23 protein-coding genes and 2 pseudogenes are annotated in these 20,869 nt (G+C 53.9%); 13 read left to right on the top strand and 12 right to left on the bottom strand.

The annotated features are described in order from the left end of the window. Positions 1-27: 27 nt before the first annotated feature. Positions 28-1,172: pseudogene (locus tag O5O45_RS07300) on the top strand (IS3 family transposase); the annotation flags it as partial. Positions 1,173-1,198: 26 nt separating this feature from the next. On the opposite strand, the pseudogene O5O45_RS07305 reads toward O5O45_RS07300, so the two are convergent. Further along, a pseudogene (locus tag O5O45_RS07305) lies at positions 1,199-1,354 on the bottom strand (IS256 family transposase); the annotation flags it as partial. 75 nt (positions 1,355-1,429) lie between these two features. Next, positions 1,430-2,173 carry a substrate-binding periplasmic protein gene (locus O5O45_RS07310; protein ID WP_305904564.1) on the bottom strand — a complete coding sequence of 248 codons (744 nt, stop codon included), beginning with the start codon at positions 2,171-2,173 and terminating at the stop codon, positions 1,430-1,432. Positions 2,174-2,575: 402 nt separating this feature from the next. Here O5O45_RS07310 and O5O45_RS07315 point away from each other — a divergent pair, with 402 nt between their 5' ends. Continuing rightward, a complete protein-coding gene (locus tag O5O45_RS07315) occupies positions 2,576-2,860 on the top strand; it encodes a hypothetical protein (RefSeq protein WP_305904565.1) in 285 nt (94 codons plus the stop codon). A 153-nt stretch (positions 2,861-3,013) separates the two neighbouring features. Next, a complete protein-coding gene (locus tag O5O45_RS07320; RefSeq protein ID WP_305904566.1) occupies positions 3,014-3,787 on the top strand; it encodes a substrate-binding periplasmic protein in 774 nt (257 codons plus the stop codon). Here the strand turns inward: O5O45_RS07320 and O5O45_RS07325 are convergent. Continuing rightward, entirely contained in the window at positions 3,753-4,172 is a 420-nt protein-coding gene (locus O5O45_RS07325; RefSeq protein WP_305904567.1) for a hypothetical protein, read from the bottom strand. The genes O5O45_RS07320 and O5O45_RS07325 overlap by 35 nt on opposite strands. A 128-nt stretch (positions 4,173-4,300) precedes the next feature. Next, entirely contained in the window at positions 4,301-5,272 is a 972-nt protein-coding gene (locus O5O45_RS07330) for a helix-turn-helix domain-containing protein (RefSeq protein WP_305904568.1), read from the bottom strand. A gap of 127 nt (positions 5,273-5,399) precedes the next feature. Here O5O45_RS07330 and O5O45_RS07335 point away from each other — a divergent pair, with 127 nt between their 5' ends. Further along, positions 5,400-5,804 carry a rhodanese-like domain-containing protein gene (locus O5O45_RS07335; protein WP_305904569.1) on the top strand — a complete coding sequence of 135 codons (405 nt, stop codon included), beginning with the start codon at positions 5,400-5,402 and terminating at the stop codon, positions 5,802-5,804. After that, positions 5,797-6,288, top strand: coding sequence for a GNAT family N-acetyltransferase (locus O5O45_RS07340; RefSeq protein WP_305904570.1), 492 nt, complete (start codon positions 5,797-5,799; stop codon positions 6,286-6,288). The genes O5O45_RS07335 and O5O45_RS07340 overlap by 8 nt, the downstream gene beginning before the upstream one ends. A 109-nt stretch (positions 6,289-6,397) precedes the next feature. On the opposite strand, the gene O5O45_RS07345 is transcribed toward O5O45_RS07340, so the two are convergent. Beyond that, entirely contained in the window at positions 6,398-6,706 is a 309-nt protein-coding gene (locus tag O5O45_RS07345) for a TfoX/Sxy family protein (RefSeq protein ID WP_305904571.1), read from the bottom strand. Positions 6,707-6,844: 138 nt separating this feature from the next. Here O5O45_RS07345 and O5O45_RS07350 point away from each other — a divergent pair, with 138 nt between their 5' ends. The 5 genes from O5O45_RS07350 (at position 6,845) to O5O45_RS07370 (ending at position 10,164) form a co-directional block, all read left to right on the top strand. Then, the gene (locus O5O45_RS07350) at positions 6,845-7,468 is read left to right on the top strand and encodes a hypothetical protein (RefSeq protein WP_305904572.1); all 624 of its coding nucleotides are present in this window, start codon (positions 6,845-6,847) and stop codon (positions 7,466-7,468) included. 63 nt (positions 7,469-7,531) lie between these two features. After that, positions 7,532-7,858: a hypothetical protein gene (locus O5O45_RS07355; protein ID WP_305904573.1), complete on the top strand. Its 327-nt coding sequence runs from the start codon at positions 7,532-7,534 to the stop codon at positions 7,856-7,858. Positions 7,859-7,944: 86 nt separating this feature from the next. Further along, positions 7,945-8,526, top strand: coding sequence for a macro domain-containing protein (locus O5O45_RS07360; RefSeq protein ID WP_305904574.1), 582 nt, complete (start codon positions 7,945-7,947; stop codon positions 8,524-8,526). A 129-nt stretch (positions 8,527-8,655) separates the two neighbouring features. Further along, entirely contained in the window at positions 8,656-9,342 is a 687-nt protein-coding gene (locus O5O45_RS07365; RefSeq protein WP_305904575.1) for a hypothetical protein, read from the top strand. A gap of 282 nt (positions 9,343-9,624) precedes the next feature. Then, on the top strand, positions 9,625-10,164 hold the full coding sequence (locus O5O45_RS07370) for an Hsp20/alpha crystallin family protein (protein ID WP_305904576.1): 540 nt from the start codon (positions 9,625-9,627) through the stop codon (positions 10,162-10,164). 31 nt (positions 10,165-10,195) lie between these two features. Here O5O45_RS07370 and ftsH read toward each other — a convergent pair whose 3' ends face one another. Then, positions 10,196-12,055 (bottom strand): ATP-dependent zinc metalloprotease FtsH, encoded by a 1,860-nt coding sequence (ftsH, locus tag O5O45_RS07375; protein WP_305904577.1) that lies wholly within the window; start codon positions 12,053-12,055, stop codon positions 10,196-10,198. 315 nt (positions 12,056-12,370) lie between these two features. Between ftsH and O5O45_RS07380 the strand changes: the two genes are divergently transcribed. Beyond that, entirely contained in the window at positions 12,371-13,117 is a 747-nt protein-coding gene (locus tag O5O45_RS07380) for a L,D-transpeptidase family protein (protein WP_305904578.1), read from the top strand. Between the two features lie 39 nt (positions 13,118-13,156). Here O5O45_RS07380 and O5O45_RS07385 read toward each other — a convergent pair whose 3' ends face one another. The 4 genes from O5O45_RS07385 to uvrY form a co-directional block, all read right to left on the bottom strand. Then, positions 13,157-13,492 (bottom strand): hypothetical protein, encoded by a 336-nt coding sequence (locus O5O45_RS07385; protein ID WP_305904579.1) that lies wholly within the window; start codon positions 13,490-13,492, stop codon positions 13,157-13,159. A 206-nt stretch (positions 13,493-13,698) separates the two neighbouring features. Then, entirely contained in the window at positions 13,699-14,277 is a 579-nt protein-coding gene (gene pgsA, locus O5O45_RS07390) for a CDP-diacylglycerol--glycerol-3-phosphate 3-phosphatidyltransferase (RefSeq protein ID WP_305904580.1), read from the bottom strand. Beyond that, a complete protein-coding gene (gene uvrC / locus O5O45_RS07395) occupies positions 14,270-16,108 on the bottom strand; it encodes an excinuclease ABC subunit UvrC (RefSeq protein ID WP_305904581.1) in 1,839 nt (612 codons plus the stop codon). Before uvrC ends, pgsA begins: the two co-directional genes overlap by 8 nt. Positions 16,109-16,211: 103 nt before the next feature. After that, positions 16,212-16,871 (bottom strand): UvrY/SirA/GacA family response regulator transcription factor, encoded by a 660-nt coding sequence (uvrY, locus tag O5O45_RS07400; RefSeq protein WP_011397823.1) that lies wholly within the window; start codon positions 16,869-16,871, stop codon positions 16,212-16,214. A gap of 515 nt (positions 16,872-17,386) precedes the next feature. On the opposite strand from uvrY, the gene O5O45_RS07405 reads away from it, so the two are divergent. Beyond that, positions 17,387-18,946, top strand: coding sequence for a carbon-nitrogen hydrolase family protein (locus O5O45_RS07405; protein WP_305904582.1), 1,560 nt, complete (start codon positions 17,387-17,389; stop codon positions 18,944-18,946). Between the two features lie 34 nt (positions 18,947-18,980). Here O5O45_RS07405 and O5O45_RS07410 read toward each other — a convergent pair whose 3' ends face one another. Next, positions 18,981-20,273 carry a flavohemoglobin expression-modulating QEGLA motif protein gene (locus O5O45_RS07410; protein WP_305904583.1) on the bottom strand — a complete coding sequence of 431 codons (1,293 nt, stop codon included), beginning with the start codon at positions 20,271-20,273 and terminating at the stop codon, positions 18,981-18,983. A gap of 51 nt (positions 20,274-20,324) precedes the next feature. Beyond that, entirely contained in the window at positions 20,325-20,516 is a 192-nt protein-coding gene (locus O5O45_RS07415; RefSeq protein ID WP_305904584.1) for a hypothetical protein, read from the bottom strand. A 50-nt stretch (positions 20,517-20,566) separates the two neighbouring features. Between O5O45_RS07415 and O5O45_RS07420 the strand changes: the two genes are divergently transcribed. Then, positions 20,567-20,869, top strand: coding sequence for a hypothetical protein (locus tag O5O45_RS07420; RefSeq protein ID WP_305904585.1), 303 nt, complete (start codon positions 20,567-20,569; stop codon positions 20,867-20,869).

Raw genomic sequence — 20,869 nt, forward strand, 5'->3', positions numbered from 1 at the left:
ATACCCGTCAACGATTAAGGTGTCAGCATGAGTCAGAAAAGGTCGTATAAGCAGTATACAAAAGAGTTTAAAGAAGAGGCCGTTTCCCTGGTGCGCGATCAAGGTTATTCCGTCCCAGAAGCGGCTAAATCCCTCGGCATTAGCGCCAATATGCTCTACAAGTGGAAGGAAAAAATTGAAGCTCAGCTTGAAAACCAGGTTCTGGCTGAAGACGAGCGCGCCGAGTTAAAACGGCTTCGCAAAGAAAACAAAGAGCTGCGCATGGAAAAGGAAATCCTAAAAAAGGCTTCGGCCTTCTTCGCGAAAGAAATGAAATAAAGTTCGCCTTCATTCAAGCAGAGTCGAGTCGCTTCCCAGTGAAAGTGCTTTGCCGGGCTCTGCGTGCAAGTCGATCAGCCTACTATGCCTGGCGTCGGCGCCGCGCGCCGGTGATCCGGTTTGATGAGCTTCATCTGCATCGGCGAATGAAGCGACTGTTTAAAGCTTCTCGAAGCAGTCTGGGCAGTCGGGAGATGATGAAGAAGCTACGCGAAGAAGGCTTTCAGATAGGGCGTTATCGGGTTCGCAAGCTCATGAAGAGGTTGGGTCTTCAGGTCACTCAACGCGTTGCTTACAAGGCCACGACAAGGCGCAAGCATCATCATGCGGTTGCAGATAACTTGTTGAATCAGAATTTTAATCCTACTGCGCCCAATCAGGTTTGGGCTGGCGATGTGACCTATCTGAAAACAGGAGAAGGCTGGATGTATCTGGCCATTGTCATGGATTTATATTCCCGGAGGATTGTCGGCTGGCGCATCGACAAGCGCATGACGACAAGTCTGGTCAGTCAGGCGCTGATCAAGGCGTACAACTTGCGGAAGCCGGCCAAGGGCTTGGTATTCCATAGTGACCGTGGTTCACAGTACACCAGCGGACATTATCGAAAGCTGCTGGAAAAGTATGAAATCAGGGCGAGTATGGGGGACGTGGGAGCCTGTTGGGACAATGCGGTGGTTGAGCGCTTTTTTGGCAGCCTTAAGCATGACTGGATATTAAAAATCCCTCAGCCTACCCGGGAGCACATGAAGCAGGATGTCGCAGCCTACATGAGATATTACAACCTCGAAAGACTGCATACGGCGAACAATGATATGTCGCCGGTTAATTATGAAAACTCTCTAAAGAAAGTGCAGATACACAGAATTATTTACAGGGTCTGCACTGGATGCGTCCACAGTTCTGTGGCGTTCAACATACCCGCATGACGAAACCGCCTTTGGTTTTGGTTAGCTTGCCAATGTACCGCCTCTACTGCATTGGTTGCGTAAATGGCGGCTCGTACATAATCAGAATTCTTGAAGCACGTCGAGAGGGGCTATCACTTGCTGCGCTAGGACTTGATCACTATTGGGTACTTCTCACCTGTTTCTCAATTTTGTAGAGCCCCCTAATCAGAATAAGCACTCAAATACTTGTCATAACTCCCGTCCGACATCATTTCTTTCAACGCAGCGTCAAATTTGTCCCGTAGGCTGGCGAGGTCTTTCTTTTTTGAGAAGGCGATGTAGCTGGGGACGCTTTGGATGGAGGGGGTGAGTTCTTTGAACTGGCCAGCGAAGCCGAGGTTTTTGAACATCGCCAGGGCGGTGTATTTGTTGCTGATGAGCAGGTCAATGCGTCCGGATTCGAGTTTTTTAACGCTTTGCTCCAGGTTGGTGGTTTCGGAGATTTGTTTGAACATGCCGTTTTTGCGGGCTTCATCAAAGGTGCTGCCGTAGCTGATGTCGCGCACCACGCCGATTTTTACGTTGGCGAGGGCGGTCAGGTCGCCGTTGAAGCTGATGTTGCTGTCTTTTTTGGCGAACAGGACGATTTCCTGGGGCATTAACACCACGTTGGAGTAGTACAGGAATTCTTCGCGCTCGGGAGTTTTGTATGCGGTGAAAATGGCATCGGCCTGTCCGCTTCTCACCATTTCCAATGAACGGGGCCAGGCGTTCAGGCGGATGCTGGTGTCCATGCCCACACGGCGAAAGGCCTCATTGACGATGTTCACCACCAAACCTTGTACTTCATCTTGTTCCTGATACTGATAAGGAGGGTATTGCAGGGTGACGAGTTCCACAGTCTCTGCTTTAGCTAAGCCTGACATCATGACGAGGCCGATTAACGCCAAATAAAGTTTTTTCATAGCCGGTCCATGTTGAAAAGTAGCGAGTTGTTTTCTTTGCTGTAAGTATAGAAATAGATAGCTCAAGGCGACGGGATTATCCAATAGCTGTTCAAATTCCGCGCTGGGACGGTTAACTTTTTCGATATTGTCTGCTATTTGACCTGTTTTGCGGCTTTGGATATCCACACAACCTGTGGATATCTCTTTGGAAAACGCTGGCTTCCCTTTATTCCGTAGGGCTTCCGGGAATTTTTACAATTTATGATCAGTGTTATTTTTATACAGGCGCGCCACGTCTGACGCTTGTTATTGGGTTGTTGGGAAGGCGTTGCGATTTCGAGCGCCCAGCAACGCAATTGCCCGTACGCCAGAACCTTGCCATCATAGCTTTGAAATATGTTTCCACAGAGGATAAAGAGAATGACGCTGAAAGAAAAAGCGACCCAGCATATTCTGGAGATCTATCGCGATAACTATGACGACGATAAGTCGGACGAGGAGATTCTGGCCTTTGATCCGAATGAATACGACGTGGACCCGGAAAACTTCTATGAAGACGTGCTGTACTCTTTTTTCGGTATGGGAACGGATGTTGATATTCAAAGCGGTACGGTTCAGGAGCTGATCGATCAGGTTGCTGCGAAGTGGGACGGTTCGGATATTGATCGAGACTGGATGGAAAACGCCATGCCGGACGATTTTTAGCGTCCGCTTCATAACAGGCCGCCCGATGGTTATGAGTGTGGGCGGCTATTTCTTCAACTAAGCGTTGGCATATCCCCGGGCTCATTGCCGCCTCTTCACCGACCGTCTAAGCTTATCTTTACAGACTAATGCTTCTCTGAATGAAGGAGTCTTATGGCGGTATTCCTAAGGTGGTTCAGGGGATTGGCGGTGGTTGTCCTGCTATCGTTCGCGATGGGAGCGGGGGCGAAACCGCTTATCGTGGTGGGGACGCCTGAACTGCGTTATCGAATGGAGCTAAACGGCGTTTTCACGGGCATCGATGTTGAGATCGTCAGGGCTATTCTCAATGACCTGTCGATTGAGCATGAATTTCAATTGATAGAGTCCGGCGCCCGCATTATCCGCGAAGCCCATCAGGGGCGGGTGGATATGGTGATGAGCTTTTCTTTTAAAGAAGAGCGCGCCGAATATTTAAATTATCCTCAGGTGGCCTACAAAGACCTGAGCTGGCACTTCTTTGTTCTTAAGGACAATCAGCCCTATATCACTTTCAATACGCTGGAAGACCTTAAAAACCTGCGTATCGGCGCGGTTAACGAATGGGCGTATACGCCGGAATTCTGGAACTCTGATTTGAATATCGTCAAGGTGAGCCGCCATACCCTGTTGGTGGAGATGCTGTTGAACCGGCGCATCGAAGCGGCGCCGATGAACACCCAGGAAGCGCTCTACGACTTGCGCCAGAGAGGCCTGGATAAGCTCATCACCTATCTGCCCAAGCCCCTGGTTAGCCGCCCCTACTACAACGTATTCGTGAAGGCTTCTGTGCATCCGGATATGGCGAGACTGCAGGCCGGCTATGACCAGTCGCTCAAGAAACTGGAGGCGTCCGGCTTAGTGGCGGATGTCTTCAAACGTTTCCTGGGGCAATTTCCTCTGGAGTGACGTCGCTGCGCATGCCTTTATCTTTGTGGAATGTCATCCTGGGGTTTGTTGATATGAAATGCTTGTTGTAGTAAGTCGCCCACTTCCTGAACAGGCTGTCTTCAGGGTAGTCATTCGACAGCATCTGTTGCTCAATAAATTGCTGCATGGCGCTGATATTAGCGTTATTTAGAGCCATGCCGTACCAGCGATGCAGCTCAACTGTTTTTTTGGCGATGGACATTTGGTTATGTCGCCCCGCTGCTTCGATGATTTTTCCTGACATGATGTAGAGCGAAGCGCTAAGCCGAGTGCGTTCCTCTGAAGGGGTAAATGCGGTGAACTGCTCTGGGTTGGCGACAGCTAGCTTAGAAATGAAATTTTTTATCAAAACGAAGGTTCCCATAGAAAACGTCGGAATTTCTGGGTAAGTCCGTGTACGAGCAGAAACAGGGTATCTAAGTAGAGTACGATGAATAAGGGCGTAAGCGTATTCGTAGGGTTACCGAAAAAGTGTGTTTATTCTAAGTAATACTACGGAACACTTTCGCTGATCATGTTCCTATTCACCAGCGGACTAAAATTCTTCCTGTGCAATGTCGGCGTGATGCCGAATTCTTTGCGGAAGTGGTGGCGCATGGTGGTAGCGTTGTCAAAGCCGGAGAGGGCGGCGACTTTCTCGATGCTGTAGTTTTGATTTTCCAGAATTTCTTTGGCCAGATTCAGGCGTTGATGGGTCAGCCATTCCTTCGGCGTGATATTAAAGTCAGCGCGAAATTTCCGGTCGAAAGTGCGTCGGGACATACTGGCTTTTTGGGCGAACAGATTGATGTCGATGGATTTATCCAGATTACGCAGCGCCCAATCAATGGCATTGTTGAACTGACTGTTGTTTTCCGGCACCGGCGTTTCCGCGAACTGAGCCTGGCCGCCTTTGCGGTGGGCGGACAGCACCATGCCGCGCGCCATACGGTTGGCGACCTTATAGCCATAATCGTCGCGGATCACCTCCAGACAAAGATCTATCGCAGCGGAGCTGCCTGCTGAGCATCCAATGACGCCATCGTATACATACAGCACGTCATCCACGTAGTCGACGCCGGGGTAGCGGCTTTTGAACTTGTCGCCGTAGCGCCAATGGGTGGTCGCCTGTCGTCCTTCGAGTAGTCCTAATTCCGCCAGCAGAAAGGCCCCGGAGCAAAGAGACAGCACGCGCTTCCCCTGTTCGTAAAAACGCGTGACGGCGGCGGCGATGGGGGCGGGAATATCGGTGAGCTGGGTGGGCCAGCTGGGGATGACCAGGGTGCTGAATGCATCGAGGCTCTCCACCTGACGGGCGCAGATCTGAAATCCTGAGGTGGTCGTCAGCGGTCCGGGAGTGAAGGAGACGAGATCGCACTGGTACCAGTCTTCGATGCCCGGACGGGGCAGGGCGAACAGCTCCACCGCGCAGCCCAGCTCAAAAAACGCCACGTCTTCAAACGCCAGAATGGCCACGTTATGCATCGACTATCTCCTGTTCATCTCTTCAAAAGAGGCTGGCTTGATATTAACGAACAATGTCTTTCAAGCCAATGGCGGATTGACATTGGAAAACCAATAATGATCACGCACTAACCCAAAGGAGAATCTTATGTCATCTGTTGTATCCAGAATTCCGGCCGCAGACAGCCAAACCGCATTGGCGCATTTTCAGGCGTTATTGCAGTTTGAAACCGACTGCTGGGACGTTCATCACGCCATCAGCAACAAGCGTCAGGACTTTGTATTGTTGGATGTAAGAGGCGATGAAGCCTATTGCAAAGGCCATATCGCCGGCGCTATCAGCCTGCCGTATACGCGCCTGAACGAGCAGAATCTGGCGGCCTATCCCACGGATACCCTGTTTGTGGTGTACTGCGCCGGTCCGCACTGTAATGCGACGGAGAAGGCGGCGATCAAACTGGCGACTCTGCAGCGCCCGGTCAAGAAAATGATCGGAGGCGTGACGGGATGGATTGATGAGGGCTTCACTTTGGAGACGGATGCGGATGCCTAGCGACAATCCCAGCGTCATCCGTCCGGCGCGTCTGGAGGACGGACCGCGCCTGTTGGGCATGATGCGGCGACTGGCTGAGTTTGAAGGCTATGCTGAGGACTTCGCCGTCACCCTGGAGGAGCTGGAGCGCCGCTTATTCGTCAATCGCGATTTCGGCGTCTATGTGGCGGAGTCGGATGCCCAGGCGGTGGGCATGCTGGTGTATTACAGCTTGCCGTTCACTTATGACCTGACGCCCTGGATCTACGTCAAGGAGCTGTTTATCGAGCAGCAATATCGCTACCTCGGTCTGGGCGGAAAACTGATGGCGGCGCTGGCGCGGGAGTGTCTGCGTGAAGGGGGGCGCAAGATTCGTTGGGATGTCCTGACCACGAACGAGCCGGCGGCGATGTTTTATCACTCCCAGGGTGCGAAGTGCGAGGATAACTGGCGCATATTCAGCCTCAATGCGTCGGATATTTCCAAGTTGGCCGGTTACGCATGACGGTATTTACATGGCGACCATATCGCCATATGAGTTCCCAGGCGCATGGATGCGCTCCGGTTGGGTGGGGGGTTGTATCGTCGCAATGCCCCATCTCTAGCGCCGCCGGTCAATCCTGGTCCAGACTCAATCCTTCCGCGCGCAGTATTTCCTCCAACTCCCGATAGCCCTCAAGCTCCATCAGCAGACGCGTCTTTTCCGACTTGGCGATTTCCATCCAGTGGCGGTCTTCCACGGCGCCGACCATGGCGTATAAAAAGTTAAGACTGGGTTTGGCGGCGCTGGCTTGCTTCAACTTCAGAAACGTTCTGACCGGACCGATTTCCCTGAGCTTTTCCGGCGTATCGACGCCGATGGCGATAAGGTCTTTTTCTGACTTGGGTCCAAGCCCTTTAAGGTCTCTGAGGCGCATAATCATGATGTCTCTGAACAATGAGGCGGGACGCCCGGCGGAGCCATATTATCACCTTTTCGCCCGAACCCAGGAATAGGGCTATATTAGAATCGTTGATCAACGAAATGCCGCCGCAGCGCTGCTTATAAATGAGGCCAGTTCATGGAGATAGCTGTACATCTGCCGGATGTAACGCTGCTTGATATGTTACGCGTACGTTCTATCTATCCCATCGCCGCGATTGGGCAGTCGGTACATAAAGGGCAGGTGATCTGCAGATTGAATCTGGCGGGAGGCGAAATTGATCTGGTGAGCCCGGAAAGCGGACGACTGGAATATTTGGATGTTTATGCGTTGGAAAAGGTCAAACCTGAGCGCCCGCTATTATTTCGCATCGGCTCCATTCAGGAAAACCGGGTGAATACGGAAGCCATCGCCAGAGATATCTGGCAGAGCCTGCTCAAGATGTTTGACCAGCGCACCCAGAGCATCAAAGAGGATATTAAGCGGGACAAAACCGCGCGCTGGGCGCTGCCTCTGTGCTTCTTCGCTTTTTTTCTGGTGGCGTGGGCCCTGGCGGAATCCGTACAGCATTTCTCCGGCGACACCGCCGCCTACAAAATTGCGCTGATTTTTCCAGCGGTTTCGTCGGTCGGCGTGCTTATTTCTTTGGTGGCGCCAATTTTTCTTCGCAAACAAATACGGGACAGTGAAGGACGCCTGGCCCGGCTGATGCAGCTCGACATCATTCGCCGTTGCCGGGATACGATCGCCATTCTGCAATAGAAAGCACGCAGTGGAAGCAAAAAGTACTTTTCTTTAATGCTGTATTTATATACAGTATTTTGCATGAGAAAGAGTAAACCCATCAGAGCTGAGCTGGAAGAGTGGCGCTGTAAAAAGTGCTGGTTGGGCGTATTGCGAGCCACCGATGATCACCCGGAGCTGCGGGACTATCTGACCCAGATGCCCGAGTCCATTTACCATGTGCGTTGGCCCCACGCTTGTTCCCATTGCGGTTATGTCTACGACTGGTCGGACAGTTGCCCGGTGATTGTATATGGCGGACAACGCTGGGTGCTGGAAAAAGCGGTCAACAAAAAGTTGTCCGCCTTGCTGGAGCACCTGAAGCGCGCCAAGGACCTGGAGAATATGCCGAGTGGAAATCTGTGGTGACTTGTCGCGGCTGATCGTCTACATTTCTCCCCCTTGCGGCCCATACTGGGTCGTCTAAAGGAGGTTGTATTTTTAGCATTCGATTAGTGGCGTACAGCCTGGATCTGTTTTACGCTTGGAAGCGCCAGTTTGATGGGCTGGCGAATGTAGAAGTTATCGACGGCGATATTCTGAAACAGGTCGCCGACGCCATCGTGAGTCCCGCCAATAGCTTCGGTTACATGGATGGCGGCCTGGACCTCAAATACAGTCTGCACTTTGGCTGGGAACTGGAAGCGAAAGTACGTCAGGCGCTGGAGTCTGACTACTTTGGTGAAATCCCCGTTGGACAGGCCATTGTCGTTGAGACTGATCATCAAAGCATTCCTTTCCTCATTTCCGCCCCCACCATGCGCGTTCCTATGGATGTTTCGCAAACCGCTAATGCTTACCTGGCTTTCAAGGCGGTGCTGCAAGCCGTGATTCGTCACAACCAGATGAACGCACAGGGCGGCCGTCAGATTCGCTCACTCTTATGTCCCGGACTGGGAACCGGCGAAGGGCGCATGCCGGCGCATCGATGCGCGACGCAAATGCGTAGAGCGTATGAGGTGTGCGTCAAGGGACGCTATATCACCCAGGGAGGCCTTGCGGCGGCGGTGAAAGACCATATGGCGCTGTTGGAGTAGGCGCTTGACCGAACGCTCCGAAAATGACGGCGACATGATGAATTTTTAATGGCGGGTTTGATGGCGTCCAGGCGCTTGGACTTGTATTGTGCAGTGAGCTTATATTCAGCCATATCAAGGAGTTGTAACGTGGATAACCGCAATACCCAGTTCATAAGCGATCCCATTGCGTTTCTGAACAACAATACGATCAATCATCGCTGGTTCGATGAGCATATCCAAAGACGCAATAACAATCCGCAGGGCGTATCCATGGCTGAAAGGGCCGCAGTGGACCTGTTGCCGTACACAAAAATGGGGTGTTTCGATTTACAGCCCGCCGCGACGCCAGTGGGTGGCCGACGGCAATCCAGATTTGCGGTGATCCACGATCACCCTGCGAATGACAGCGCGTTGACCGGCTACTGGTGTCCCTATGTCAACGGCGCGGGACTGCCGGGATTTGTAGACGTGCCGAGGCATAATCCTCAGCACCGATTCGTGTTTACCGCAGCGATGAACGGTTGCGCCTTCTTCATTACCGAATCGCCTCTTGGTGGCGCTTACTTTCGCGTCTATCACCACCAGCATCCCGGCAATGTCGGAGTCAATAACCTGATCAGCGCCGTGACGCCCAACGTCATTTCGGTCTTCGATTTCAGTCAGTATGGCAATGACAATCTGCCTGGCCTTAATCTTCCTGTGGCGTTTAACTTTCTGTACTACCGCAACAGTGGTTGGGTGGTCGTCAGCCACGCCACCGCCATGGACGCCCATACTGGCGTCGTGCGTTTTGATCCCGCCAAGCCGACGTTGGTGGCGGACACCTTCGTATAAATGAGGATAATCGTTCTCCCGTAGACGCCTGATTTGCGGGAGGGCTTTAATGCTTGGATGGAAGTGGCATTTTTTCTTACCCGAACGTTATAAAAGAATGCGCTCAACACGAGATTTGATATTGATTAATCAACTAAAAATCAGTTGATCTCTATCAAAATTCAACCTGACTTCATCACACCAGATCGCTTCGCAGCGCTACACTATTTTTGTGTCAGCGCCCTCATTGAGGGCCGTACCGCTAATGCATTTATCCATGGAAAGAGAAGCGAGGAGGTCGATATGAATCTGAAGAAATGGTCTCCCTGGAACTGGCTGCACCAGGAAGGTAAGAGCGCAAGCGAAGTCCCCGTTAGTTCGCGTCAATCCAGTAACTATCCCATGGCGAGATTCCGTCAGGAAATGGATCGCCTTTTCGATGACATGCTGCACTCCTTTAAGTACCCCGAACTGCCCGAGTTCGGCTTGGGGCGTGAATGGGCGGGCTTGCTGAAGCCCAATCTGGATATTTCAGAGGGCAAGGAGTCCTACAGTATCAGCGTCGAACTGCCGGGTGTCTCCAAAGAGAATGTGAAAGTCAGTTTGGATGGGCAACGGCTGACCATCAGTGGTGAAAAGAAGCATGAGTCGGAAGAAAAAAGAGAGGATTATCATTGCGTAGAGCGCAGCTACGGCAGCTTTATGCGTATCCTCACTTTGCCAGACAACGCCGACGGCGAGCGTTTGCATGCGAACTTCAAGAACGGCGTATTGACGTTGAAAGTGCCCAAGTCCGGCGATGTGGCGGTGAAGGGCAGGGAAGTGGAAATCAAAGACGACTAGCGTTTTCCCGTCAGCGGATGGTCCCGGGGCGCTAGGGCGCCCCGGTTTGCAGGCATTCGTCTATCTGCGCCTTGTGCAGCGTCTCTGAGCGTTCCAGCAGCGACACCAGTTTGTCCAGTCTTTCCCGGTGTGTGTGAATCAGGTCGGCGGCAGTGGTTTCCGCAGACATCAGCAGTTCGCGCACGGCCTTGTCGATGATTTCCGCTGAAAACTCGCTGTGATGGTGCGGCTGGGCCATTTCACGGCCAAGGAAAGGGTGCTCTTCACTGTCGCGCAGATCCACCGGACCCACCTCTTTCGACATGCCCCAACGACTGACCATGGCGCGGGCGAGCCCCGTCGCCTGATGAATGTCATCGTCAGCCCCGGTGCTGACGCTGCCCAGCAATTCACGCTCGGCGATACGACCCGCCAGCATCACGGCGAGTTTGTCGCGCAGATACTCTTCCGGATATGTATGCCGTTCCTGTAAGGGCATTTGGTGGGTGCCGCCCAAACTGCGTCCGTGGGGGACAATGGAGACTTTGTACAGCGGATCGGTATTGGGCAGGTAATAAGCGACCAAAGTGTGTCCGGACTCATGCACGGCGAGACGATGCTTCTCATCCGGTGGAATAATCAGAGTGCGCTCGGCGCCCATGATGATCTTGTCCCGGGCGACATCGAAATCCAGACTGTGTACGTGGTCCCGATTTTCCCGGGCGGCCTGAATGGCGGCTTCGTTTATCAGGTTTTTCAGATCTGCGCCGGAGAAGCCCGGCGTTCCTGCTGCGATCTGGGTGAGATTGACGTCGTCCGCCAGGGGGATGCGTTTGGCGTGAACCTTGAGAATCGCGACGCGTCCCTCCTGATCCGGCAAATCCAGGGTGACGTGACGGTCGAAACGACCGGGGCGCATTAACGCCGGGTCCAGTACATCCGGGCGATTAGTGGCCGCCAATACGATGACGGCGTCGTGACCGGCGAAACCGTCCATCTCCGCAAGAATCTGGTTCAGGGTTTGCTCCCTTTCGTCATGGCCGCCGCCATAGCCAGCGCCGCGGGTGCGACCGACGCTGTCCAGTTCATCAATAAAAATGATGCTGGGAGCGTTCTCTTTGGCGGTTTTGAATAACTGACGCACTCGCGACGCGCCGACGCCGACGAAGACTTCAATAAACTCAGAGGCGGACATGGGATAGAAATTGACGCCCGCCTCTCCGGCCAAGGCTCTGGCCAGCAGCGTCTTACCGGTGCCGGGCGGGCCCATTAACAAGACGCCCCGCGGCGCCAAGGCTCCCACGCGGTGGAAGCGGTCTGGGTCGCGCAGGTATTCCACCAGCTCCTGTACTTCCCGTTTGGCGTTGCTTTGTCCGGCAACCTCGTCGAAGGTAGTGTCCGGCTTTTGGCATTCGAACTGGGTCTCCAGCCGCTTGTCGAAATCGAACGCGCCGCCCCGGCCAGAGAAGTTACGGAGCGTACGACGGGACAGCCAGAACAGAATGACCATGAACATGATCCAGGGCAGGTAGGACAGCAAAATCACTTTGGAGCTGCTGGCGTCGTGGCCTTCTTTCACTTCCAGCGGAATATTCTGCTCCTCCAGCTCCGCTAATATGGCCTCATTGCCGAAATCCGGCAGCTGAGTCAGAAAGCGGGAGTATTGTCGCCGCTGCTCCGGAAACATGCGCGGGGTGATGAATTTGCCGTCAAGCTCACTGCCGCGCAGGGTAACGCTGCTGATTTGCCCTTCGCGCAACAGCATCTTGAATTCGCTGTAGGGAAGTTTAATGGCGGGTTCCGGACGGTCGCGCATGGCGGGAAAATAATAAAGCATCAAAGCGATCGCCAGGGTCCACACAACCCAGTTCAGAGGCAGCTTCTGTGGTGGTTGAGGATCAGTATTGCTCATGCGCTGTCCGTTAACTCACTGATTCAGTGGTTCATCATTATCGATAGAGGTCTCCGCCGCTTTGACGCAGCGCAGCTTGTCGCCACTCAGAGCTGGCGCGACAGCCGCTGTTTGACCAAGCTCCTGCAAACGCGACTGCCCCTCACTTTGAATATAGCAGCGCGGAGGAATTTTCGGAGTTAACGGCGCGCATAAAGTTGAGGCCAGAAGAATGGGGTGAGATGAATGAGTTGAGGCGGATGTCGCGAGTCATTATGATCTGGCGGCTAAATATCATGATGGCGTCCGATGAGGAGCCAGGCGGAAGTGAGCGGTATGTCGAAAAAGTTTAAAACTGTCATGGTGGGCGTATCGCTGGCGGCGACACTGGCTCTCACTGGTTTTTATAAGTTTGGCCGCTCGATCTGGGTTCCTTTATACCTGGATTTGAAAGGACGACGGACGCTGGATGACGTGGTGCGCAATATCGGCCCTGTGGTGGAGCCCGGCTTGCAGGCCGCGTTCGCCAAGGCGGGCGTGACGTATCCGCCGCGGCGCATTACCCTGTTGGCGTTCAAGGAGGAGAAGCGATTGGAGTTGTGGGCGGAGCAGGATGGCGTACAGATTCTGGTCAGCGCCTATCCCATCCAGGCCGCCAGCGGCGTCGCCGGCCCCAAATTACGTGAAGGCGATCGTCAGGTGCCGGAGGGCTTTTACCGCATCGAAGGCTTCAATCCCAACAGCAGCTTCCACCTTTCAATGAAACTGAACTATCCCAACCCGTTTGATCTCAAGCACGCGAGGGCGGAAGGGCGAACGTCGCCGGGCGGGGATATTTTTATCCATGGCAAGGCGTCATCCGTGGGGTGCCTGGCGATGGGCGACCCGGCGGTGGAGGATCTGTTTATTCTGGCTAACCGAGTGGGGGCGAGCAATATTGATGTGATCATCGCTCCTCACGACTTCCGCTTGCGCGCTCTGGATGCGCCGCCGCAGAACGCGCCAGCATGGTTGCCGGGGTTGTACCAGGATATCGAGCAGGCGCTGCGACCTTTCGCCGCCAGCGACGTCAAATCCAGTTAGGCTAGAGTTTCGATGTTACAGGGAGCGTCGCCCGGCGCTTCAGTAAGGCGGGTCCGGCTCCGCATAGGAAACGATGGTTTCCGGGCAGACCAGCCATAAAAACCATTCGGCCATATCCACTTTTTTGTCCACGAATGAACCAAAACTCAGACCCAGGCAACGAAACGCCTGTTCAAGTTCAAGAGGGGAAAAATCGCGGTCGACGACTATTTTGCGTTCGCATCTACCGTGAGCTTTGGCTTCCCTGACCATCTCCCAGATCATCCATGAGTTTTCGAAGCTGTCGATTACCGCCTTGGCTTTGGCGGGTTTTAGTTTGCTTATTGCGTCCTTCATATTCGCCACCTCTACACCCTTACCTCTAGTCTTAGTCATATGATGAGGTTTCGCCAGTTTTACTGGGGAGATTTTTGTTACATCAGATTGGCGATCAGGCGCTTTGTTATGGGCCTGTTACGGTTTCAGGGGCGGGTGTTGAGTTGTGCAGCGGAAATGGCGATTGGGTAACCCATAGGTAACTTCAAGATCGCCGCGAAGGTCTGGCGCAGGAGCGTCAACAGACCTTCAGACACTGTGGGAAATCAGGAGTCCCGGGTCAGTTCCGGCCAGGCCGCCTTTAAATATACGAACATGGACCAGAGCGTGAGCAGGGCGGCGATATAGAGCAACGCCAGGCCAACCCATGCTTCTTTCATTCCTGGCGGAAACGCGAGCAGGGCGGTGATGGCGAGCATCTGGCAGCTGGTTTTGACCTTGCCGATAAAGTTCACGGCGATACTGGCGCGTTTGCCCATTTCCGCCATCCATTCCCGTAAGGCGGAAATGACGATTTCCCGTCCAATGATGACAATGGCGGGAGCGGTAAGGGCCAGATTGTGGTGAGCCTCCACCAGCATCGCCAAGGCCACCGCCACGATCACTTTGTCCGCTACCGGGTCGAGAAATGCGCCGAAGGGCGTCATCTGGTTCCAGCGTCGGGCCAGGTAGCCGTCCAGCCAATCCGTCGCCGCCGCCAGGGCGAAAATCGCCGCCGCCACCACGTAATTGCCTTGAAAGGGAAGGTAATAAATAACGACGATGACCGGAATCAGGACGAGTCTGCCCAAGGTCAGGATGTTGGGGAAATTGAGAAAAACCGACTTTCTTGAGCGTTTATTCATGGAAGGCTGCATAAATTGTTTGAGCTATCACTTCACTAATGCCAGGCACGCGCTTGATTTCCTCGAGGCTGGCTCGTTCTATATTGCGCACGCTGCCGAAATAGTTGAGCAGGTCCCGTCTGCGTTTGGGACCAATGCCAGGCACGGCGTCCAAAACCGATTGCGTTCGCTTTTTATTGCGCTGGTTCCGGTGTCCAGTGATCGCAAATCGGTGAGCCTCATCCCTGATCTGCTGAATCAGATGCAGGGCGGTGGAATCGCCCGGCAGATTCAGGATCGAATTATCCGCGGAAATGAACAAGGTTTCCATGCCGGGTTTCCGCGTTACGCCTTTGGCGACGCCAATCAGCGTTACGCCGGTGATCTGCAGCTCGTCAAAGACTTGATGCGCGATGCCGAGCTGTCCTTTGCCGCCATCGATCAGAATGATGTCGGGGAGGCCGACATCGCTGTCTTTCAGCTTGCTGTAGCGCCGCGTCAGCGCCTGCTCCATGGCGTGATAATCGTCGCCGGCGGGCACATCCTTGATATTGTAACGACGGTACAGGTCTTTTATCGCCCCGTCCGGTCCGAACACGACGCAGGACGCGACGGTCGCCTCGCCGAAGGTATGGCTGACGTCAAAGCACTCCACTCGTTTCACGGATGTCTCCAGGCTCAGCGCGTCGCAGAATGACTGCCAGCGTTGCAGTTGCGCGTCCTGCGACTGCATGCGCGTGCTCAGCGCCTGATTAGCGTTGGTTTGCGCCAGATGCAGCCACTCCGCCCGGTTGCTGCGCACATTGTGCTCGATCCGCACGTTGCGATTGAAGACTTCTTTAAAGGCGTCTTTGAGCGCGTCCTTATCCGTCAGGCCGACAGAGGTGGTGATTTCTTGAGGCAAACCGTAAATGGCGTGCTCGCCGAAGTAGTATTGGTTGAGGAAGGAAGACAACAGGTCGCCGTCATCGCTTTCCAGTCTTTCCGACAAATAGAAGGATTTGCTGCCGACCACGCGGCCGGTGCGGATAAACAGACCATGCACCACCACCAGCTCCAATGACGAGGAGAGCGCGAAAGCGTCGATGTCGCGAGCCACGCCTTCAATCGCTTGCTGTTCCTGCACCCGACGCAGATAGTCCACCTGATCGCGCAGCACCGCCGCCCGCTCAAAATCCAACTGCGCCGAGGCGGTCTCCATCTGCTGGATGGTTTCGTTGATGATTTCCGGGTTACGCCCCTCCAGAAACATGGTGGCGTGGGACATATCCTCCGCGTAGCTCTGCGGATCGATCAACCCCACGCAGGGCGCGCTGCAACGCCCGATCTGATGTTGCAGGCAGGGACGGGAGCGGTTGCTGAAAAAACTGTCTTCGCACTGGCGGATGCGGAAAATCTTCTGCAGCAACGCCAGGCTTTCGCGCACGGCGGCGGCGCTGGTGTAAGGACCGAAAAAGCGGCCCTTGCCGGTCTTTTTCTGCCGTACCCGCCGAAAAGTCAACGAAGGGTAGTCCGAGTGGGACGACAGATAGATGTAGGGGTAGGATTTATCATCCCGCAGCAGAATGTTGTAGGGCGGCTTCAGCGTCTTGATCAGGTTTTGTTCAAGCAGTAGCGCTTCGGTTTCGCTGTGGGTGATGGTGATTTCAATGTCGGCGATTTTCTCCACCAGCGCGCGGGTCTTGATGCTGACGCCGGTGTTGCGGAAATAGCTGCTGACGCGGTTTTTCAGATTGCGCGCCTTGCCGACGTACAACACCTCGCCACGAGCGTCCATCATGCGATAGACGCCCGGATGCGTGGTGAGTTGTTTGAGAAATGATTTAGCGTCGAAAATGGATTGCGATTCCACCGATCAGAGTTTTCCGTCGGATTGCTGTCAAATGCGCCGTTTTCCGCCAGTGCGAAGCGGCGCCCGGGGCTGGCGACGTTTTATATCGCCAGAGTCCTCACGTTCAGGTTTTCAGGCTGCCGACCTGATTGGCGTCGAGCATACCATGCCGGATGGCGAGAAGAGTGAGTTCAACATCGCTGTTGATGTTGAGTTTCTCGAAAATACGATAGCGGTAGCTGTTGACCGTTTTAGGGCTCAGGCAGAGTTTGTCGGAAATCTCCTGCACCTTATGGCAATTCACGATCATCATGGCGATCTGCATCTCCCGCTCGGACAAACTCTCGAATACATCGCCTTCTTCCGCGTCGAACGGACGCAGCGCCATTTTCTGAGCGATGTCCGGGCTAATGTAACGTTGCCCGGCATGCACCACGCGGATGGCTTTGACCATCTCGGTAATATCCGCGCCTTTGGTAATGTAAGCGGAGGCGCCGGCTTTCATGACCCGTGATGGAAATGGGTCGTCTTCACAGGCGGTGACCGCCACCACTTTTACGCTTTCATCAATACGATGAATGCGGCGCATGGCTTCCAGCCCGCCAATGCCGGGCATACGAATATCCATGAGAATAATATCGATAGGATGCTGGCGGACAATACTGACCGCTTCCTCGCCCGAGCGGGCTTCCGCGACTACTTCAATACCGTCTTCATCTTTTAACATTCTGGACAAGCCGGCGCGCACCAGCTCGTGGTCATCAACAATTAACACCCTGATCAAAGTATCACCTCGCAGTCTTCCTTGTTGATCCTTGTTCGAGCCGACCGGGCTGTAGTCCCATAAACACTCGCAAATCTCAACAGAGCTAAGGCGCTCATTATAAAAAACGTGTAACTAAAACGATAGACGAAAAAGTCGGCTACCTTTAGACATTATCACGATATGAAATCGCTGTCGGATTAAATTTGCATCCGCCATTTTTCAGGCGCCGCCATCCCCTTGTATGGCGATAGATTCTGCTTACTCGAATGAAAAATAATCATCGATATCTGATGCAGGTTCTGATCAAAAACACAGCTCCGCCACGTATAAGTATAGGTTTGGAAAAACGTCACTGAGATGCGACGTCGGGCGCAGGAAGCTTAACGTATATTAATCTGAATATTTGGACAACTTTATAAGTGCTTGTTTAAATAAAACTAATTTTCATGCAAAGCGCTTTCCCTATCACAGTACAGTAGCGCATAGTTGCGAGAATGTAGGGAAGCCGAGATAACTAAAAACTGGGAAAGGATATGAAAGACGACAAACTCAAAGAAGAAAACCTTGATCATCATTTAAAACTGCGTCACTTGTTATTGGCCGATTACAACGACATCAAGGCGGTGATGGACAAGGTGTATCACAATCTGGGCGGCGCCTGGACCAAGCGTAAGTTTCGCGCGCAGCTGAAAACGTTCCCGGAAGGCCAGATTTGTATTGAAGACAACGGCAAGGTGGTCGCCGCCGCCTTTTCAGTCATTATCGACTACCACAAATTTGGCGATCAGCATACCTACGATGAGGTTACCGGCGATGCTTATCTCACCACTCACGATCCCAATGGCGACGTGTTGTATGGCGTGGATGTGTTCGTCGATCCGGATTACCGCGACATGCGTTTGGGGCGTCGTTTATATGAAGGCCGTAAAGAGCTGTGTCGTAACCTGAATCTGCGAGCCATTGTTGCTGGCGGGCGTATTCCCAATTATCAGACCTATGCGAAGAGCATGACGCCGGAGGAGTATATTGAGGCGGTCAGTCGCAAGGAGGTGTACGATCCGATTCTGACGTTCCAGCTCTCCAATGACTTTGTCGTGAGAAAAATCATTACCGGCTATCTGCCGGAGGACAAAGAATCCAAAGGCTACGCCACCTTGTTGCAATGGGATAACCTGAACTACGAACCCGGCGCCAAGCAACTGATCGGCGCCGCCAAGACTACGGCCCGCATTGGCTGCGTGCAGTGGCAGATGCGGCAGATGCGCAGCGCTGAGGAAGTGTTGCAGCAGGTGGAGTATTTCATTGACGCGTTGTCGGATTACAAGTGTGACGTGGCCTTGTTCCCCGAATTCTTCAATGCGCCGCTCATGGGGTTGGAGCGGCACGCCAACTCCATTGACGCCATCAAGTATCTGGCCGGCTTCACCGACAAGATGCTGGAGGAAATTTCCCGTCTGGCGGTGAGTTATAACATCAACGTGGTGGCTGGCAGTATGCCGGTGATCGAGGACGGCGAGTTGTACAACGTCGCCTATATGTGTCGTCGCGACGGCGGTGTTGAGGCTCAGTACAAGTTGCACCCCACTCCTCATGAAAAGAAAGAGTGGACCATGCAGGGCGGCGATGAACTGACGGTGTTCGATACGGATTTCGGTAAGGTGGGCATCCTGATTTGTTATGACGTGGAGTTCCCGGAACTGGCCCGTCTGCTGTCGGATCAGGAAGTGGAAATATTGTTGGTGCCATTCTGGACCGACACCAAAAACGGCTACTTGCGCGTACGGCGCTGCGCCCAGGCGCGGGCGATTGAAAACGAATGCTACGTCGCCATCGCCGGTTCGGTGGGCAACCTGCCTCAGGTCGACAGCGTGGACATCCAGTACGCCCAATCAGCGGTATTTTCTCCCTCGGACTTCGCCTTTCCCCACGACGCCATCATGGCGGAAACCACGCCGAATACGGAAATGACGCTGATCGTCGATCTGGATTTGAACAAGCTGCAGGAACTGCAGAACGAAGGTTCCGTGCGCAACTACCTGGACCGTCGCCGCGATCTGTACCGTATCCAATGGCAGGGCGAGCAGGAGGAGTAGCTGTGGTGCTACTCCTGTTAATAGAGAGGGCGGATTACAACAGGTGTTTGTAATCGGCTTCCAATTGATTGAAGTTAAGCTGCCCGATAAAGCGGGAGAAACTCATCCAGGCCGCCAGTCCTTTCAGATCCTGGAAGAAGGGCGGCACATAGCGGGGCGCGGTAATCACGCCTTGCTCCTCCAGATCATGCAGGCTGGCCAGGTCATCCAGTACGATCTTGCCGCAGAACAGCATGGGCAGGCGGTCGATCTTGCCCCTGGCGAAAGCCAGGCGCAGGAAGTTGTAAGTCAGCACGAAACCCTTGATGTAGGTGATATCCTTGGCGAAGGGCCCCAGATTGGGGGTGCTGCCGCGAAACACCCGGGCGGCCAGGGTGAAGCTTTCGTCTTCGCTGATGCCTTTCTCACACAGATAATGAAATACGTCATTGAAGGTGGCCCCGTCTTCGGCCAGCGTCACCGCGCGCACCCGATTGATGAGTTTGAACAGGCGCGTGGGGCCGGAGCGCAGAGTGAGGATTTCACTCAATACGGCAAGGCCCTCCTGAGTGATCGTCGCGGAGGGCGGCCCTTTGCTCAGAAAGGTGCAGTAGGGCTGACTGCCGCCGTTGAGAGTGGTGCCGAGGTGCACCCAGCCTTCATGAACTTCCAGCACGTCTACGTCCTGCTGGTTGAACAGGGCGTCGTTGCGAATTTTGATGTAATCCGTGCCCGCCGCCGCGTCCGCGGCGATGCCGTCGGAGATCATGACGCGAATGCCGGCGCCAATGAAGAAACTGGAAAGACGGGAGTTCAACTCGTCCACCACATACTGCGCGGGTAAGTTCTTTTCGGACTCCTGCATGGAGCTGTCTTTAAGCAGGTTGGCCAGGGTCATCTCCATCATTTCGCCGAGCTCCGCCAGCGTGGGGTCACCGGCGTGGAATGCATCGCTGGGGGAGCCGTAAAGCTCCTGAGAGATATAGCTGAACTCCGGCGTGCCGCGCGCTTCCAGCATGCGCACCACCATCTGATACTCCCGACATACGCGGCGCATAATCTGGGTGACCGGGTTCATTTGCCCCAGTTTTTTACTGATCTCGCGCTCTATCTCGTAGAACTCGGCTTTTTTGGCGGCGGGGTCGAATCCCAGCGGACAGTTTTTCTGATAGTACTCGATGTCCACCTGGGGCGCTTTTTTGAAACCGGACTCAAAAAACTGCTGACGGATCGACGGCGACCATTTGATGGCGTCCAGAATGCGGATAGGCTTTTGCGCCTCCACGATGCGATCAGAGAGCGATTTCAGGGTTTGGAGGTACGACTCTCCCATTTGATTGGACGGCATAGACTCTGTGAGTTCCTCTTGTTGGACGGCTGCTTTCCGGTTGTGTCGGCGTCAGGAAAAATGCGGCGCCAGGCGCGGTCCGGCAGTTTCGATTCTAGTGGCGTTTCCGGCCTTGCGCCAAGCCAATTTATGCGTTTCGTCGTCGCCGATCAGCCAAGCCGTGGCGAAGGCCGCGCAGGCGGTGGCGTAATGGCCGGTTTGTCTGTAATCTTCTTTAAATGCGTGCGCTTGGGCGCGCGCCAAAGGGTTTCCGTCGGAGCCTGGGAGTCCGGCGCTATGGGGAGTTCAAGGGGATGAGCACGACGCAGTATGCGGATAGTCTGAGAGAATTTCTGGTTCGAAAGATTGTTAAAGCTGAAAGAGAACTGCAACAACTGAAGATGGACTACTGCCGGTTCATCTACGGTATTTCCCATCGCACCAAAATCAAGTTCGAAGGCGGCGTTTATCTGGTGCAGTCGGTGGATCTGGACTCTATGCAACGCCTGGATAACGGCGAGTGGGGGAAGCCCTGCGTCACCGCAGTCAGACTGGATGGCGGGGAAAGCGAAGAAGCCTCCCCCAGACAGATTCCTTCCCAATGGGAGCTGTGCTGA

It is taken from the genome of Hahella sp. HNIBRBA332 (genome assembly GCF_030719035.1).
Classification (GTDB): domain Bacteria; phylum Pseudomonadota; class Gammaproteobacteria; order Pseudomonadales; family Oleiphilaceae; genus Hahella.

Bases quoted from the DNA above. Each gene is read 5' to 3' on its own strand.
- O5O45_RS07310 (WP_305904564.1), bottom strand. From the start codon at position 2,173: ATGAAAAAACTTTATTTGGCGTTAATCGGCCTCGTCATGATGTCAGGC.
- O5O45_RS07315 (WP_305904565.1), top strand. From the start codon at position 2,576: ATGACGCTGAAAGAAAAAGCGACCCAGCATATTCTGGAGATCTATCGC.
- O5O45_RS07320 (WP_305904566.1), top strand. From the start codon at position 3,014: ATGGCGGTATTCCTAAGGTGGTTCAGGGGATTGGCGGTGGTTGTCCTG.
- O5O45_RS07325 (WP_305904567.1), bottom strand. From the start codon at position 4,172: ATGGGAACCTTCGTTTTGATAAAAAATTTCATTTCTAAGCTAGCTGTC.
- O5O45_RS07330 (WP_305904568.1), bottom strand. From the start codon at position 5,272: ATGCATAACGTGGCCATTCTGGCGTTTGAAGACGTGGCGTTTTTTGAG.
- O5O45_RS07335 (WP_305904569.1), top strand. From the start codon at position 5,400: ATGTCATCTGTTGTATCCAGAATTCCGGCCGCAGACAGCCAAACCGCA.
- O5O45_RS07340 (WP_305904570.1), top strand. From the start codon at position 5,797: ATGCCTAGCGACAATCCCAGCGTCATCCGTCCGGCGCGTCTGGAGGAC.
- O5O45_RS07345 (WP_305904571.1), bottom strand. From the start codon at position 6,706: ATGATTATGCGCCTCAGAGACCTTAAAGGGCTTGGACCCAAGTCAGAA.
- O5O45_RS07350 (WP_305904572.1), top strand. From the start codon at position 6,845: ATGGAGATAGCTGTACATCTGCCGGATGTAACGCTGCTTGATATGTTA.
- O5O45_RS07355 (WP_305904573.1), top strand. From the start codon at position 7,532: ATGAGAAAGAGTAAACCCATCAGAGCTGAGCTGGAAGAGTGGCGCTGT.
- O5O45_RS07370 (WP_305904576.1), top strand. From the start codon at position 9,625: ATGAATCTGAAGAAATGGTCTCCCTGGAACTGGCTGCACCAGGAAGGT.
- ftsH (WP_305904577.1), bottom strand. From the start codon at position 12,055: ATGAGCAATACTGATCCTCAACCACCACAGAAGCTGCCTCTGAACTGG.
- O5O45_RS07380 (WP_305904578.1), top strand. From the start codon at position 12,371: ATGTCGAAAAAGTTTAAAACTGTCATGGTGGGCGTATCGCTGGCGGCG.
- O5O45_RS07385 (WP_305904579.1), bottom strand. From the start codon at position 13,492: ATGACTAAGACTAGAGGTAAGGGTGTAGAGGTGGCGAATATGAAGGAC.
- pgsA (WP_305904580.1), bottom strand. From the start codon at position 14,277: ATGAATAAACGCTCAAGAAAGTCGGTTTTTCTCAATTTCCCCAACATC.
- O5O45_RS07405 (WP_305904582.1), top strand. From the start codon at position 17,387: ATGAAAGACGACAAACTCAAAGAAGAAAACCTTGATCATCATTTAAAA.
- O5O45_RS07410 (WP_305904583.1), bottom strand. From the start codon at position 20,273: ATGCCGTCCAATCAAATGGGAGAGTCGTACCTCCAAACCCTGAAATCG.
- O5O45_RS07420 (WP_305904585.1), top strand. From the start codon at position 20,567: ATGAGCACGACGCAGTATGCGGATAGTCTGAGAGAATTTCTGGTTCGA.